Here is a 16,637-nt window from a genome sequence, read left to right as displayed (position 1 = left end):
GATCCGCCAGTCCGTCGGCCGGACCGGGATCTGTTACGACAACTCGATGGCCGAATCGTTCTTCGCAACCCTGAAAAACGAACGTGTTCACCGCACCGTCTACCCCACCCGCGAACACGCCCGACGCGACATTGCCCGATACATCGAACTCCGTTACAATACGACACGCCGCCACTCGGCCCTCGACTACCGAACCCCACAGCAAGTCCACGATGAGTACTTGAAAAGACAGTCTGCTGCGTAGATCAGCTTAATAACGCCTGTCCGGAATTAACGGGGCACACCACAGAGTGGATCGGCGGGCAGTTGATTGACGCCGGGTACACCGTCGAGCTGGACGTATGGGACTGGGCAGCCGGCACGAACTTCGTGGACGCTATGCGCATCGCGCTGGAACGCGCGGACCGGGTACTGGCGATCTACACCGACGCCTACTTCGCCGGCCGCTACACCCAGGTCGAGCACACCGCCGCCTTTACCGCGGCGGTGGAGGGTCGGTCCGGGCGCGTCGTGCCGATACTTGTCGAGGACTGCAAGGTTCCTGAATTATACGCACCACTCGTCCGAATAGTACTGGCCGGGCTTGACCGGGACGAGGCTCGGCGGCGGCTGTTCGCCGGCGTCCTCGCCCCGTCCGCGCCCCGGAGACCTACGGTTGAGTTGCCCGGTTCGACCGAAATAGTGCCAATCGGCGACCAGCACTTTCCCCGGAGAACAACCTCGATATGGAACGTGCCGCCACGGAACCCATTCTTTACCGGCCGAAGCCGTCTTCTCGACATCCTGCACAGTAGGCTGCGCCAAACCGCTGAAAATGGCGGCGGTTCGGTCGCGGTGGCGCCGCTGCAGGGCATAGGCGGAGTAGGTAAGACCCAGCTTGCCGTTGAATATGCCCACCGCCATCCTGGCGAGTACCGGATCGTCTGGTGGGTCAATGCCGACGACCCAGCCTTGGCGACGGCTGGATTAGTCAATCTTGCCGGAGCACTCGCGTTGCCGGTGGACGGCCCGCCGTCTACCATCCTTCGCCGGCTGTGGGCCGAACTGCGCGACCGGTCAGACTGGCTGCTTGTCTACGACAACGTCGACGACCCGACCAGTATCGCGGAACTGCGTCCTCCCCAGGGCGGCAACCTCCTCCTGACAAGCCGCAGTCCGACCCTTCATCGCCTCGCGGACCTAATAGAGGTCGGCGAGTTTGATCGCAACGAATCGATCGCGCTGCTTCAGCGACGGTCTCCAACCCTCACCCACGCGGAAGCCGACCGGGTCGCGGCCGCGGTTGGGGACCTGCCACTGGCGGTTGAGCAGGCCGGTTGTTTTCTCACCGATACCCGTATCGAGGTCGACGATTATCTCGAGTTGCTGGCGACGCAGCCGGCGCAGGCAGGGCTGGCGGACAGCACCCTCGATCGCCATCCGGGCCTGGTCGCGGTAGTGACCGCCAACCGTGCCCGACTGAATACCGAAAGTCCTTCCGCCGCCGCTCTGCTCAACCAGCTCGCCTTTTGTGCGTCCGAGCCCCTTTCGCTCACGCCCCGGCGCGAGCGGGCGATGCGGGTCGGGTTCCCGGAGCGCTTCGGTGCGAAGTTCGGTGACGCAGCGGCGACAGCCGGCGCGGTGCGGCACCTCACCCGTCTGGGACTGGTCCGACACGTCGGGACGACCCTGCAGGCGCATCGCCTCGTTCAGGCGCTGGTTCGCTCCCAGCTCTCCGCCGAGGAACAAATGGCGAGCCGGCAGGCCGCTCAGCTCCTGGTCGCGTCGGCGAGTCCCGGTGACCCTGACGACCCGGGCTCCTGGCCGTCCTACGCCGCCCTTGTCCCCCACGTCCACACTCTCAGCGCTCAGGAGGATGGCGCGGCAATCGAGCCGAAGCCTTTCCGCGAGTTGCTGCTCGCGACAACCCGCTACCAGTATGTGTCGGGCCAATCGGCCGCAGGGCGAAATCTTGCCGAGCAGACCCGTCTATGCTGGGCACAAACGTTGGGCGCGGACGCCCCCGACACCTTGCGGGTGGCGAATAATCTCGCTATCTACCTGCGGCAGTTGGGAGATCTAGCGGGCGCCCGCGCCCTGCACGAGGATACCCTCGCCCGTCGTCGACGGATCCTCGGCGACGACCATCCGGACACCCTGCAGTCGGCCAACGGGCTCGGCGCATGTCTTTGGGCGACGGGAGACTTCGCCGGTGCGCGCGCGCTCAGCGAGGAGACTCTTGCCCATCGTCGACGGGTGCTCGGCGATGACCATCCGGACACCCTGCGCTCGGCGAACAACCTTGCCATCTATCGTCGGCGGATGGGAGACATAGCAGGTGCGCGTGCCCTCAGCAAGGACGCCTTCACTCGTCGCCGCCGAATTTTCGGTGGCGACCATCCCAGCACGCTGCATTCGGCGAATAACCTCGCGGAGGACCTACGGAAGTTGGGAGATGCAGCGGGCGCGCAAAGGCTAGACGAAGACACTTTAGAACGTCGTCGGCGAGTGCTCGGTGTCGACCATCCCGAGACATTTCGCACAGTGGACAACCTTGCCGAGGATCTGAGGTCGTTGGGGGATGTGGCTGGGGCCCGGACCCTGCATGAGGACACTCTCGCCCGTCGTCGACGAGTGTTAGGTGAAGATCATCCGGATACACTGATCTCAGCGGCTGGCCTGGCAGCGTGTCTGGCGGAGCTCGGAGACGCTGCCGGCGCCCACGCCCTGTATGAGGACACTCTCGCCCGTCGTCGACGAGTGTTAGGTGAAGATCATCCAGACACCCTGGTGGCGGCGGCTGGACTGGAGGCATGCGGGGGCGGCGCCAGAAGCCAAGATCAACCTTGACGTTCACAGATGACGTGGCGCCTGTCGTGGCGCGGTTGCGTGACGAGCTCGAATTTCCGTCGCGGTGCCGCGGATGATCGACGTCAGCGGGGAGGACCCGCGTGGCGGGCACGCCACCTACCACGTCGAGGCGTCCGAGCACCCGAAGCGAGCCGCCTCGTCGAGGACCAATGATCTGGGCCCGCGGAAGCCCCGCTGAATCCAGTTACTGTAGCGGTGGCAGGAGATCGATCGAACTGGGACCAGGTGAGTCAGCAATACCTCTACGGCGGCTAATCACCGATTCTCGCGACGGCTGCGACTCCGGCGTCGTGTAGCACGACGACGGCGGACTGCGCAATTGAACCGGTGGTCCGCGAGCCGTCGACGCTGCGTGCATAAGTGCTGCCCGGGTGCGGTGACGTCGTGAGTGAAGGTCAAGAGGTTGTTCGCGATTACGGCTAGGAAACTCCGGTCGCCCCTGATCTCCAGGGTGCGGGCTCGGGGTTCGACGTCGAAGACCACCTGCCCGGCGGCGACGGGCCACCAACACACCCGGTCACGGCCGCCGGCCAACAGCACGGCGCCTGGTAGATCCCAAGCGACGCTGGAGGCGGGCGCTGCCCGCGGCACCGGATACCAGAGGCAGCCGTTCTTACGCGACCACCAGCGCCGACACCGAGAGGCCCACGATCGACCGCGACCACGCCGAGCAGGCCGGAGCACATACTTAGCAGGCACAACCTCGGGGCCAGACAGTCGGAAAGCTCGACGCGATCGGCCGCGAGGAGAGCTGTCAAAATGTGAGGGCTCAGGTGAAGTTGACCCGATCCTGTTCACGCCTGGGCTCTTTGGGATAATGAACCCGGGGAGGAGTGCAGGTGCCGAGATCAAAACCGCCTTACACGTAGGAGTTCCGCCGACAGATGGTGGATCTTGTTCGGGCTGGGAGAGCCGCCACGACCGGCACGTCCACCCTCCGCCCAGCTGAAGTCTCAGGACGTGCTGTCAGCGAGCGGTCAAAGTCGCGGTTGAGGGATACCATTCACAGTGAGGTCGGGGTCCAACGCAGGCGTGACTTCGCCTGAGACGCGCACCTTGACCTCGAACGCTGGCTCGTCCGATCCAGCCTCGGAAAAAGGAACGTCCGTGTGTCCGAGGAGCCGAATCAGCTCTTCGCGTAGGCCGGTTCGCAGGGGGGTGCCGTCCTCGCCGAAAGAGTCGAGTTCGTCCGAGAGCAGTTCCCGGCCGCTCTTCTCGTGGACGACTGTGACCTTGAGGATCCCGCTGTGGTCGTATCGGAACTTCACGATAACCGCGTTGGCTTCCGGATCGGCCTCCCGCCTGGGCAGCATTACCTGCAGGTTGCTCAACGGGAAGGCACGGTCGCTGTCTGCCGGGAAACCCGCCTCGCCCTCGACGATCTCGATGTTGAGCGCATGCGCGTAGGGCCGGTTTGGCACGAAACGCTTCTCTCCGAGCGCGATCAGCGTGCGGTTGCGCCCGATGACGGGTTTGAAGCCCTTCCGAGGGCCAGCATCGAAGGCGGTGCCAAGATCATAGCTTGTCACGAGAGCGAACTGGCCATGCTGGTCGGGATCGTCGAGTGCGGCCCCATAGATAGCCGCGCCTCGCGCCACTGCCGTCATCGGATGGCACAACTCTGCGGAGACGATGCTCTCCGGTGAGAGGACCTTCCCCACTGCCTCGCGTGCCTCGGGGATCTGCGATGTGCCGCCGATCATCAGGACAGCATCGATCTTGTCGGGACCGATGCCGGTGTCTTCCAGGCACTGGTACAGCGGCTCCATCGCCTTTGTAATCAACGGCATGACGGCGTCGACGTACTCGGCGCGTGCCACCGTCAGGCTGACTCCGCGTGCCGGCAGGTCGAAGGGCAGCTCGCTGACGTCCGGCCGCGAAAGCGCGATCTTCGTAAGTTCGACCTCACGCCGCCAGCGCGCACGTTCCGCCTTCGACAGATTCTCCGGGGTCTGTCCGAGCTTCGTGATGAGGATCCGTGCCAGTGCTTCGTCGAACTCCAGTCCGCCCAGGGCCGCGATGCCACGTGAGGACCGTTCCTCGAAGAACTTGCCGTCGTACTCGAGGACCGTGACGTCGATAGTGCCCCCACCCCAGTCAAAGATGAGCAGGCGGCCCTCGACGGCAATGTCGTGAACGTAGGAGACGGCAGCAGCGGTCGGTTCGTTCAGCAGCGCCTTGACCTTGATCCCTGCCAGCCTGGCGGCGGCCCGGGTGCGGTACCGGGCACCGCCGGTGGCGTTCGCCGGCACGGTCACGACCGCCTGGTCGAGATCGAGGAAGCTGCGGTCCGCTGCCAGCTTCATCTCTGCGAAGAGCGACGCTGCCGCAACGGTGCTGCGGAACGGCTCACCGCCGAGCCAGATGTTGTGCTCCTCCAGCTGTGGCGTTCCGTCGTCGACCTGCTGGCTGCCCGCTGCTCTCGTCCCCAGCATGCGCTTCACAGCGTCGACCGGCTCGCTGCCGACGGTCTTCGCGGCCCAGCCGAAGCACAGCGTGCGCTGGAGCGGGCGTACCCCGAGCACCGAGGGAAACAGATCTTCGAACTCAGGCTGACGCCACTGCGCGGGGACCTGCCCGCTGTCGACCGGCACGATCTCAACGTCCCGGCCGTTGGAGCGGGCGAGGACCGAGTTACTCGTCCCAAAATCGATGCCGAAGGTCACGGAGTCTCCCGCCCTGTCGTTGCCGCTTCGTCAGCAGTCGTCTGCTCGTCGGCACCCGCCCGACGGGGTGCCTGGTGCGGGCGGGAGGAGCGGCCGTGCTGCTTGCCACCTGGGGGTGCTGCTTCCTCGGGCACCTGGCGGATCCAGCCTCGCTCGACTGTCTTTCCAGTCTCGGTGTCGACATATGCGGGGCTGATGATTTCGTACTCTTGTCCAGACTTGGACACCGCAGAAGAGCCTGTGGCGGTTTCAACGAGGTTGAACGGCGCTATGTCCGCCGGGTCCGAAACCCGGCGCAGGCCGGCACGCTCGAGCTCGTGCTCGATACGGGTTTGGAGTCTGGTCAAGTTTTCCGCGTGCGCTGCGGCACGGTCGATGACGACCATCTGAGCCAGGTGGCGGTCTCGCACCCGCATACCGTCGATCACGCCGGACCGCACCGCGTCGGCGATCTGACGACTCGCGGTCTGGACGAGTCGCGCCAGATCTTCACGGTCCGCCCCCGCTTCAAGCGCGGCATCGGTGAGCACACGCAGGCCTTCGTCCAGCCGGGGCTCCACCGCAGCTAGTACGGAGGTGAGGAGCGCGCGGGCATCGAAGGTTCCGGGTTCGAACCGAGGGTGGCCGGCACCGAAGCGGATGACTATCTGCGGTTCTCGCTTCTTATGGTTCTCCGGGCGCCCCTTGTCCGGGGACTTCGGCTTCCCCTTGGTCGGCCGCACCTGCTTGGGCATGTTCCGGGCATTTCCCTTGGATGCGCCGTTCACTGATTGCCACCCTCTGACGTTGGGTCGTCGTTGATGCCAGTGAGGACCGGCAACCCCGTGTGGTGGCGGGCCGCGTTGATGAGGCCTTTGGCGGCTTGATCCATGGCGTACGCTTTCTGCTCGGCGGTCGCAGGCGGGTTCCGGCGTGGCATGGGCTGAGCCGCGCCGAGGGCGGGCATCGCGCCGGCCGACGGTTCCTGCCAGCGCTGCTGGTTCAGCGGGACGAGGAACGGTCCAGGCGCTGCGTGACCGCGCTCCATGGCCTGAACGGCGTCCTTGGCCTCGTTGGCCAACGCTTCACCGTCTTCGTCAAGATCACGACGCAGTGTGAGCCAGGCACTTCGCCAGACATCCGTGGGTGCCTGGTCCGGCACGCCGAGGACCAGGAAGGGATTGAGCACATGCCCGGACTCCAGACCGGAGTTGAGCGTGCGCAGCACCGCTCGATTGTGGTCCAAGTTTCGGCGGGTCGATGACGGCAATTTATCTTCCGGTAGATGTCGACTGTCGAGTCCCGGGCTGATCTCCGCGAGCGCGTCCTTGACGTATCGCCCGCTCCGGTCCTTGCGCACAAGCAGGTAGGCGGCGATGTTGCGGGCCTCCCAACCAGCGGGCGATAGCACGCCGATGTTCTGCACCGCCTGCGCACGTACCTGTTCGAAGAGCTTGACCGCGTTCATGGTGTTGCCACGAATTTCCTGCTGGTGCGCGACCCGGAGCACACGCAGCAGCCGCCGCACGCTAATCCAGGAGCCAAATCCGTGGTCCTGGCCGGCCTGGCTCTGAGCTTGGCCCTGTGTCAGATGCTCAAGCATCCGCCAGAGCCAGGTTTGACTCGTCAGAGTGGACGGGACCCGGCGGGTCGCCTTCACCCGGTCCAGGTCGTCAAGCAGGCTGAGCTGCTCGGGATCCAGTCCACGTCGGTGGTCGAGAACGGTGACGTCGCCATTTCTGACCCGGTACCAGAAGTCACGGCGTGCCCGCTCGTCGGTCCATCCGAGTTCCGTCAGATCGTCGTCCGCGACGTCGCCTGGTCGGAGCCGTGCCAGCAGATAGAGCGCGCGAGTTCCGTACATCGGAACTGCTTTGACTCCGAGCCGCCGGGCCTCGATGAGATCGTCGACAAGCGGTTCCGGGAGGTAGGTGGCGAGCGCGCGCTGCTCGGCTGGACTGATCGGTAGATGACGGCGGAGCCGCTCGTAGCTGACATGACATTGCCAGGCGGTGTCAGCCGCGCGCAAACCGGGGACGGCACCGTCGGAGAAGTCGTCACGTACCGAGTCGTCCCCCAGGGTGGGGATCCCGCTTCCAACGAGCTCGGTTGCTCGCGAGGCCTCCAGTTCCGGGAACAGACCGGGGATCGAGGGGAATGCGTCTAGAAGGAGTCGCACCGCGGTGACCGGTGGCAATGGACTGGCTGCGTCGACGGCGAGGCGCGCCAACTCGTGGGCGGGAACATCGGCGCGCCTATGAACCAGCGCGTCGGCGGGATACTCCGCGTCTCTGACAGCGGCGGCCAGCGCGTCCGCCGCATGCGATGCCGCCTCCCAGACCGCCCGTGACGTGAAGCCGGCAGGTACTGCAGGCGGCTGTGGGTGGTTGCGTCCCGCCTGGAGGGCACGGCGACGTTGTAGCTCGCGTTGGATTGCCTCCTCGCGGGAGCTCGACACGTGCGCTGGCTCTGTGTGAAAGTCGAGAGGCCCGGTGGTCACTCGTCCTCCGCGAACTCGACCAACGCGCTCGTGACCGCGCCGGGCGTCCGGTCGAGCCTGAACGCGTCGACGAACGCGACTCGCGTGGCCAGCCCTGTGGTGCGGACGTAGTCGCGCAGCTTCTCCAACCGCGGTGTCAGCGGAACGGGGCCATTCCAGCCGGCCAGCCCCGAGGTGGACGCCGATCCGGTAAGCGCGCCGCCGGATTCGAGCGGGTGCTTCACGACGATGACGACAGGCTCTTCCGACAGGTCGCCGTCGGCGACCGCGATCGGCCCATGCGGTGTGTCCCGCAGCGCGATGTGCAGGGCGGACCGGTCCTGCGCCCACTTGTCCAGCAGCCGAGCGTGCACCTCGAGGTCAGTCTCGGGCGTTTCGCCCCGGAGGCTTCCGATGAGGTCGGCGGCGAGCCTCCAGTCGAACAACGGGTGCAGCCGCATGTTCGAGTAGTCCCGCAGACACCGGTAGCAGGAACCGCGGCAGGTGTCGGCGTGGTCCGCTCGGAGTTCGGCGACATATCGGTCGACGGCCCGGAGGAAGTCGTCGATGTGGTCGGCGGAACCCAGACGCGTGCTGAATCCGGCGCCATTCTCCAAGGTGTCGGCCAGGTAGGCGAAGACCGGCGAGGGCGCCGAGGCCGAGCCGTGGATGCCGGCGCTCAGCTCGTCCGGCTGCACGTCAAGGTATGGGGCGGCCGCGCGGCGCAACAGCGCTGACAGCGAGTACCAGGCTGCACGACGCCCATGATGACTTTCCGGGAAGCCGTCGAGCTGCTGATAGGGGGCCATGTCGAACCGGAGGCCACGCTCGGGATCGAGCGCGGCGCGGGCACCGACGAACATCATGTCAGTATGTTCGACCGCCCCCAGCGCCGTCTCCACGTCCGCAGGCGCAGATGGGTCGCGGACGACCACATAGCCGCCCCAGTTGGTCGTCGTGTCGCGCCGAAATCGGAACAGCCGGCCACTGTTCGGGTTGACAGTGTACCGGTCGCCGCTGCCGCAGTGCGCGACGAGCCAGTCGTCGACGGCCCGCGCTACGCGGGGCGCGTCCCGTTCGAGGTCGGTCGCCGTACGTGAGCTTGTCGCGCCGCCGATCCCGTCGCGGATGCCGTCATAGTCGCGAGGCGCATCGGCGCGGAAGCCGAGCGGCTCACGGACAGGAAACGCCGTGTAGTACCGCTCGGAGGCGCCGCAGGCCGGGCAGGTCTCCGGCTTGGGCGCATCGTCCAGGACCTGGATATGCGCGCACAGTCGGCACATCGCGACCTTGGTCTCGACGCCGAGCGGCTCGTCGACCGCCTTCGGCCGGAAACCACCCGGCGCGAACGACGCGATGCCTTCCGACCGATACCAGCGACCGTCGCGGAGGGTCTCAGTGCCGGGAGCAAACTTGCTGAGCGCCACCGCGAGCCCTCGGTCGATTGCACCCGCCGGCGGCCACGGGAAGCTGTTCGTGGGGCGCTTCGTGTAGAGGAGCCGGACACGGGTCGGGAAGCCGAACATTGGCAGCAGGCCTCGTTCGGCGAGCCGCTGGCTGAGGTCGACGTGACCTGTTGCTGTCGCGGCCTCGGCGTCGATATCTGCGAGCAGCTGCCGGACGCAGCTGTCCGGATTGATCGAGGCGACCGGCTCGGGCGTGCCGGCCAGCAGCGCCTGCGCCGCGGACGCGATGTTGTCTCCGTGGCTGTCGACCCAGCGGCGCACGAAGCCGCGGTGCGTGGTCCACTCGGCGGCCAGGCCGAACTCTCCGTGCACGTTTCGGGTGAGGTCCGGCTCGTCGTCCGAGCCTGCAGATCGGGCGGCGAGCGCGTCGAACGCCTGCCGCAGTACCTCGCCAAGCAGGATCCGCTTGAAGATCGAGGGCATGTTCAGCGCAAGGTAGGGCGGTGGGGTCGGCGCGTTCGTAATCTCATCGGGATGCGCGAAGTAATGCTCATCATGGCTACGGCCCCGGCAGACGGTGATGGCGCTCGCGGTCGGGCTGGCGCGCCTGCCGGCCCGACCCACTCGTTGCTGGTAGTTGAACCGGGTGGGCGGCATGTTCGCGAGCATCACGGTGTTCAGGGCGCCGACGTCAACGCCGGCCTCCATGGTCGTCGTCACCGACAGCACCTCAATGCCGTCAGCGACGTCCACATCCTGCTCGCCGAGGAAGACGTCCTGGAAGCGAGCCTGCCGGGACTGGGCGTCGATTCGGTCGGTCTGTCCGGTGAGCTCGGCTGCGCGCAGCGGGAAGTCACCGGTGCGGGTCCGCGCCTTCCAGGCGTAGTAGTCGTCGTCCGTGCTGCCGAACGGCCGGGCCTCGTCGGGCAGGAGCGACAGGCAGCGCGTGCACGCTCCACCGCCACGATGTAGGTGGGGCCGTCGGCACGTCGGGCAGACCCAGGCCCGACCATCCCCGGGACGCAGCGCTACCTGGGCGGGATCGACACAGTACTGGACGACGACCGCCCCCCAGATGCCGAGGACCCGGGTCTGGATGGACTCGGCATCGGTATCAAGGCTTCGCGCGACCTGCCTCCAGTACCGGCCCAGCGCGCCCGGCGGCTTCTCCGCACCGGCTCGCTGCCCCGTGAAGCGGCGCATCTGCCCAAGGACCCGCAGACTCGCGCGTGCGATCGCCGTGTCCGTGTCCGCAGGAAGGTCGAGAGGCTGCCGGTCGCCCGTCAGGCATAGCCAGCCGAGCCCCAGCGATTCGAAATCACGGCCGGTGGCGCCGAAAAGCCCTTCGATGAGCTCCTCACCGAGCCGATCGTCGAGCTGGTCGAGGAACTCCCTCTGCGGCTGCGTGAGCCCGACGCGCGGCCGCCGGTCCTGTTGCCAATCGAACAACGCGGTCCAGCGCGCCCCATCCCGTTCTTGCAGGGACGCGGCTGGGCCGCCTGGGTTGGTCGCTGGGCCGTCGGCGCCGAGCAGTAGTCCACGCAGGTCGAACCGCAGATCCGTCAAAGACGGCAGCCGACCGAGTACGTCCTCGATCTGGGGCAGCCGATCGGGTTCGGCATCGATGTCGTTGGTAAGGATCGCCTTGAGCATCGTGACCTCGTGGGGGTGCCGTTCGGTCAGCCGCCGCAGGGCCGCACGAACCTGGTCACGGTCCACCGGATCTCCGCGGTAGTGGGCCTTGACCAGCTGCAGGTCTCCGTAGGGGTCGCCCTGTGCGACGACGGTCTCGTTTGCTCGGAGGCGAAGGAGGTCTTGGTAGTGGCGCAGAGCGAGACCGCTCGCGAGTTCGGAGGCGTCGTCGCGGCTGTCCGAAAAAGCGATGATCTTGCGTTGGTCCGCGGGAAGATGACCAAGCGCCTCTGTCGTGATCACCTGGTTGATCTTCTCAAAGCCGGTGCGCATCCGACGGATCGGCGCGGTCCGCAGCCGGGCCGGATCATCGATGCCGATCGGTTCGAACGACCCTGTGCGCACGTTGCGCTTGCGACGGGTCTCCCAGTCTGCCGCGCAGGCGGGGCAACGGGTCGGAAAGGCATGGAGGTCCTGCAGCGCTGCGACTGGCCGGCCATCCTTCGAATGGAGGGGGACCGCATGGAAGGACCAGCCGGTGAAGTCCTGCTCGACGTTGGCGAGACGCCCTGTCGCGGGCTGATAGCTGCTCCGCCGGAACTGGAAGTGGACAGTCGCGCCTTTGTTCGCCAGCGATCCTGTCCACTCGGTGGTGTCGAGCCTGGTCACGGCCTCAGGTCGAGGCCAGTAGACAACGTAGTTGCCAGCGTTCGGTGTCGCGGACCCCTCGTCGGGCAGCTGGTCGAAGTCGGGGAAGTCAGTGTGCAGAAAGTCGCGGAACAGCTTCTTCCCCAGCTTCGCGGGTACGGCGAAACCGCCCAGGAACAAGTCTCCGCAGTTCTGGCAGAACAGCATCTCGAGAACCCGCGCCCCGCAACTGCACCGCGGCGTCGGCTGGCGAAACAGCCGGCCCACCCGTCGGCGTGGCGAATGCTCGACGGGCACATCAGGGCAGTCGGGATCCGAGCAGGCCCAGAAGCCGTCGATGTTCCGGAAGAACATGTGCGCCCGGATCTTGGGTAGGCCCGAAGCATGCGCGATGCCGAGGGCACGCAGCAGCCCGTGGAGCGCAACCGCCCGACGACCGGCGTCTGTCACACCAGGAAACAGCCGATCCGCCGCGCTCGTCAACGCGATGGCCGTCGGCTCTCCGGCCGGTGCCAATGTCCGTGCGAGCGCGTCCGCCGCGGCGGTGCCGGCGAGCAGCGCGAAGGCTTCCGACGGATCGAGCTCCCCATCCACCGCCGCCTCGAGGCTCGCCACATGGGCCGACAGGTCGGCGTCTTCCTGTCCGGCATCCGGCAGTGGACTCGGCAGGACAAGATCACCAGGCACGACCAGGTGCCGCCCGCGGGGCAGTGCGAAGAAGGCCTCGACGAAGTCGTCGTCACGCCCGGCCTTCAACGAGGCGGAGGCGGCCAGTACCCGTAGCTTCTCCGGCGCCTCGTCGAGGCCCAGCCGGTGACGCAGCTTGCGCAGCAGGTAGGCGACCTCGGTCCCCGCCGTGCCACGGTACATGTGCAACTCGTCGAGGATCAGGGTGAACCGTGCGCCCGGGGTGGTGGCAAGCCAGCGCCGGGTCGACTCGAAGATCTCGGCCTCCTGCCGACGCAGGAGCATGATGTTGAGCATCGAATAGTTGGTGACCAGGACGTCTGGCGCGGCGTGCTGCATGTCCCAGCGGGCGTGCATCTCCGCACCACCGACCCGCGCGATGAAGGCATGCGCCTCACGAAGACGGTCTTGGCGGTCCGCGAGCTCGCTCAGGTAGCCACGTAGTCGGTCCGTGGCCGGCTTTGACGTGGGCTGGCCCGGGACGGGGGTCGCGCCGGTGTACCGGCCGAAATAGAAGCGGTGGCCGGCCCGGTGGCGGTCCAGCCAGTCGCGGGCCGGATCGCTGTCGAGCGCTTGCCGTAGCCGTACGAGCTGATCGTCGGCGAGCGCGTTCGTTGGGTACAGAATGAGCGCACGCATTGCCGGCCGATGACCGGTCTCGCCCTGTCGGCTCGGCCTGTAGGCGGAATCAGGTCCGCTAGCCCACCAGGCCGACTGCCGTGCGCCGCGCCCACCCCAGCTCGCTGACTCCGCAACGAGGTCCGCGAGGACGGGAAGCAGGAACGTCTCGGTCTTGCCGGAGCCGGTGCCCGCCGTGACAACGACGTCGCGCCCATCCCGGCAGGCGGCGACCAGCGCGTCGTGCTGGTGCCGATACAGGGTGTCCACGTCGTCAGGCAGTGCAAAGCGCGCGAAGTCCGCCGCCTCGGGATGGGCTCCAGCGACCCTGAACGACTCCGGGAGAGGGTGGTCGTACAAGGCGTACTGCGGGCGCAGCTCCAGGAGCGGTTCACGCCAGGCGCCACCGTCCTCGTCGAGCAACGACCGCCGTTCGGCAGTGACCGATGCGTCGTCCAGGGCGAACGGCGTCTCGTAGTACCGCAGATAGGTCTCGCGCAGGGCGTTGAAAGAACCGACCACGTCCCGTGCCGGTGCGCCGCCTGGCCGCTGCTCCTGGCCGGTCATCCATGATCCTTTCTCGACATGTCGGAGAGGCGCTGCCGCAAGGACGTCGCGATCCGTTCAGCGACCTGCAGCGGCACATTGTCATACGAAACCGTCCGCGCGGTGCGATCGGCCCTCGGCCGCAGCCCGCTACAGAGGACGGCTGCCCGCGAGTGCAGCGGTGGCAACGGCGCGGCGCGGTCACAGGTCAGAGAGCCGGTCAGCGAGCGACCGGCTCCGGGTTCCGCGGCCCAGCGCAGTACGGAGATCCGGCCTGCGAGCTCCAGGTACACCCCGACCTCGTGCTCGACCGTCCGCCAGGCATCGCCGCGGCGAACCTGGATGAGTAGGCTCCAGTCGGCGCCGCGCCAGCGATAGAGGCCGTCAGCAGCATAGAGAGCTGTGGGTTCGTAGCGGCCATCGGCGAGCGAGAAACGCTGGACTGTGAAGGCGTTATCCGGTGCCGGCGGCGCCGCGAGGGGACCTTCTTCAATCTCCGGTAGCAGCTCTGCCAGCTGGAGCGCGGCACACGGCGTGAACGCACAATCCAGCCAGCGGGCGTCGTCGGGAAGGCAGGCCGGGTCTTCGTAACGCAGCAGAATGGTGTCCGGTACCGGAATGTCGCCGGGCGTGGCCGGATTGGCCACCCGGATCAGGGTTGCCCACGACTCCGCGTCGATCAGGGCCCGGTCGAAGGAGGCTGTTCGCCGCCCGACGACGACGGCTAGGCCGTCCGAATGCGGCAGCCGGGTCAGCACGGAGGGCGCGACCGACCACCAGTCTCGATGCCAGTCGACGTCAAGATAACCGAGCGCAGCGAGATCCCGCACCCACCGGGATTCGGCGCCGGGTGCGCAATCGATGCCGCGGCCGAGTGCCACGCTCCTCACCGAAGTGCGCAGGTCGCGCAGCCGTCCGGACCCGAGCTCGCTCACCCACCGCAGCAACAGGTCGCCGATTGCCAGCGCAGGTATCCCCCTGGTCATTTCGTCGTCTCCCCGTCCAACGCCTCGGCTAGCCGCACGTAGGACTGCCATCGGGGGTCCTTGGAGCCGTCGGCCGCGCCGAGAACCGTCTGCACCCAGATCCGCTTACCGCTGGGGGCCGGGACCTCGGGTTCGGCCGGCTGAACAGGTTCGGCTCGCCACACATCTTCCCGCAGCTGCAGAATCCAGCCACCGCCAACGGGAACCGTCACCTCGAACCATGTCGGCACGGATGACGACGGGCCCAGCCGGGACCACCAGGCCGGGACGGCCGGCTCGCCTATCTGCCAGACGCGGCCATCGGCGGAGACGAAGCGGGTCTCCTGCGCGCCGCGACGACACAGCGCAATGTCTGGGGACCCGTCGGCTTGCCGTGCGGTAGATCCCTGGACCTCGGTCAGCACGGCGCCTCGCAGCACGGGTTTCCCGGCGGCGACGACCATCGGGTAGCCATTCGCGGCCGGGAAGCCGACGACGTTTGCGGGTTCGACCACATCGGGAGCGCCTTCGGCCGTGTCGAACATCAGCTCGGCATCCTCGACAGTGACGACATGACGCCCGGTTGGCAGGCCACGGTCGTGTAGGGGGACCGGAGCAACCCATCCATCATCGGCAGGCGCCAGGACCAGGCGGGCCCTGTCCAGGAGGATCTCGACCTCCGTCTCACGGGCGCCGTCGGAAGGCCGCCGGTCCGCGACGACCAGCTCCGGCTCACCACCGACGAGGTAGAGATGTCTGCCGAGCTCCGGCGCCAGCCGCAGACCACCTTCCAAGGTCGATCGGAACCGCGGAGCCGGCGCTGCAGCTAACAGATGCCCTCGCACTCCGCGGATCGCCTGCCGCAAGGTCATCGCGTCGTCGAAGCGCACCCCGTGATGGAGAGTCCACCCCGCAGGCACCCAGGCGAGACGTCCTGCTGCTTTGGCTCGTCCCGGCGCCGCCGCTCTGTTCAAGACCGCCTCTACATCACGCGCCGCCTCGGGTGCAGCCAAGATCATGTAGTCGCTGTTGGGAGCAATACGATCCACGCTGCTCAGGCAGTCGAGTGCCTCGTTCTCGGTGAGAAGGACCAGCGGCGATGGTGGCCGGCGCAGGGCGAGTGTCTCCCCGACAAGACATATGTCGGTGCGCAGTGATCCGCCGTCGGGCGCGGGCAGTCCACGCACCTCGTAATACTCGGTGTTCGCGATGCGATGCAGCCGAACACCGTCCGGGAGATCGTATCGGTCCGCGTCCTGGCGCGGCACACGGACGAGCCATGTCAGTTCCCGGTTCTCGAACCGGACTGTGAGGTCTGCCGTAGGAACGCCGTTCCGATCCAGGGCTGGAGACCCGTCCCAGGTGCTCGCGAACTGGTCCAAGAGCCGCTCGACGACGGGACGAGTCGCCTCGTCTTCGACGGCCAGGCGGAAGTCCCGGGAGAACCGGTCGTACTGGTCCCATAGGAGCGCGGCGCTGGCGACAACCGAGCCCGGCTGGGGCCAGGCTCCATTGCCCCGCTGACGCAAGGTCTCAAAAAGCCGAGGTAGCAACTGCCGGTCGGAGTCGCGCAACACCGCCTGAGACAGGGCGTAGCCGATCCTCGACTGGTTGACCGGTAGGTAGCCGCGCATCGGGATCGTGCACAGACCACGGGAGGTCCCCCAGCTAAGCTGCCACTCGGCCAGTGCTTCCCACATGCCGACCAGTACTTCGTAGTGGGCCGATGTCAGGATCCCTGCCTGCCCGGCCAGCATCGTCGAGAAGTGGTAATGATAGTTGGTCGCGCGGCGGACGCCGTCATTCGCCATCCGTGTCGCGGCGATAACCGCACAGGCAAGCAACGGCAGGACGGGCGGGGCAGCGTCCTGCCGCCCGTGAGCGCGTATCAGTTCCTCGACGACCCAGTACGGTTTCGCGGAATTTAGACGAACTACCTGCCGAACCGCCTCGATCAGCGATGTCTCCAGACCCCATTCATTCTGGATCGCCACCGCCTCGTCGTCGTCGACATAAAGGATCACCGGCTGGCCGGCCCAGTCCAGGTTAAAAAATGTCTCCTCGAGGACGATCTGCCATTCGAGGTAGTGGGCAGAATCCATCACCTGAAGCCCGACCCCTTTCCTCACAAAATCCGCCGGCAAGGCCGGCCATACATCAC

General features: G+C 66.8%; 9 protein-coding genes. 3 read left to right on the top strand and 6 right to left on the bottom strand.

Annotation, left to right across the window (positions count from 1 at the left end; genetic code table 11):
* From B207_RS38580 to B207_RS42365, 3 genes are all read left to right on the top strand, one after another.
* The coding region (locus B207_RS38580; protein ID WP_154675481.1) for an integrase core domain-containing protein at positions 1 to 244 on the top strand (244 nt) is incomplete at its 5' end.
* Between the two features lie 50 nt (positions 245 to 294).
* Positions 295 to 2,829: an FxSxx-COOH system tetratricopeptide repeat protein gene (fxsT, locus tag B207_RS38575; protein ID WP_268258212.1), complete on the top strand. Its 2,535-nt coding sequence runs from the start codon at positions 295 to 297 to the stop codon at positions 2,827 to 2,829.
* A gap of 73 nt (positions 2,830 to 2,902) precedes the next feature.
* Positions 2,903 to 3,028 carry a hypothetical protein gene (locus tag B207_RS42365; protein ID WP_268258211.1) on the top strand — a complete coding sequence of 42 codons (126 nt, stop codon included), beginning with the start codon at positions 2,903 to 2,905 and terminating at the stop codon, positions 3,026 to 3,028.
* A gap of 799 nt (positions 3,029 to 3,827) precedes the next feature.
* Here B207_RS42365 and B207_RS34620 read toward each other — a convergent pair.
* The 6 genes from B207_RS34620 to B207_RS0119520 are packed head-to-tail and all read right to left on the bottom strand — an operon-like array spanning position 3,828 to position 16,581.
* Complete coding sequence (locus B207_RS34620; protein WP_018638298.1) at positions 3,828 to 5,516, bottom strand: Hsp70 family protein; 1,689 nt, start codon at positions 5,514 to 5,516, stop codon at positions 3,828 to 3,830.
* Entirely contained in the window at positions 5,513 to 6,283 is a 771-nt protein-coding gene (locus tag B207_RS39915) for a hypothetical protein (RefSeq protein WP_154675480.1), read from the bottom strand. The genes B207_RS34620 and B207_RS39915 overlap by 4 nt, the downstream gene beginning before the upstream one ends.
* Positions 6,280 to 7,953: a hypothetical protein gene (locus B207_RS0119535; RefSeq protein WP_154675479.1), complete on the bottom strand. Its 1,674-nt coding sequence runs from the start codon at positions 7,951 to 7,953 to the stop codon at positions 6,280 to 6,282. The genes B207_RS39915 and B207_RS0119535 overlap by 4 nt, the downstream gene beginning before the upstream one ends.
* A 38-nt stretch (positions 7,954 to 7,991) precedes the next feature.
* Positions 7,992 to 13,532, bottom strand: a complete 5,541-nt coding sequence (locus tag B207_RS34615; protein WP_018638295.1) for a DEAD/DEAH box helicase — start codon at positions 13,530 to 13,532, stop codon at positions 7,992 to 7,994.
* On the bottom strand, positions 13,529 to 14,497 hold the full coding sequence (locus B207_RS0119525; RefSeq protein WP_018638294.1) for a hypothetical protein: 969 nt from the start codon (positions 14,495 to 14,497) through the stop codon (positions 13,529 to 13,531). Before B207_RS0119525 ends, B207_RS34615 begins: the two co-directional genes overlap by 4 nt.
* The gene (locus B207_RS0119520; protein ID WP_018638293.1) at positions 14,494 to 16,581 is read right to left on the bottom strand and encodes a hypothetical protein; all 2,088 of its coding nucleotides are present in this window, start codon (positions 16,579 to 16,581) and stop codon (positions 14,494 to 14,496) included. The genes B207_RS0119525 and B207_RS0119520 overlap by 4 nt, the downstream gene beginning before the upstream one ends.
* Positions 16,582 to 16,637 lie beyond the last annotated feature (56 nt).

The organism is Parafrankia elaeagni (genome assembly GCF_000374165.1).
Classification (GTDB): domain Bacteria; phylum Actinomycetota; class Actinomycetes; order Frankiales; family Frankiaceae; genus Parafrankia; species Parafrankia elaeagni.
This window is presented reverse-complemented; position numbering and strand designations above follow the sequence as displayed.

Excerpts from the sequence above, each read along its gene's own strand:
- B207_RS42365 (WP_268258211.1), top strand. The coding sequence starts at position 2,903 with ATGATCGACGTCAGCGGGGAGGACCCGCGTGGCGGGCACGCCACCTAC.
- B207_RS34615 (WP_018638295.1), bottom strand. The coding sequence starts at position 13,532 with ATGACCGGCCAGGAGCAGCGGCCAGGCGGCGCACCGGCACGGGACGTG.
- B207_RS0119525 (WP_018638294.1), bottom strand. The coding sequence starts at position 14,497 with ATGACCAGGGGGATACCTGCGCTGGCAATCGGCGACCTGTTGCTGCGG.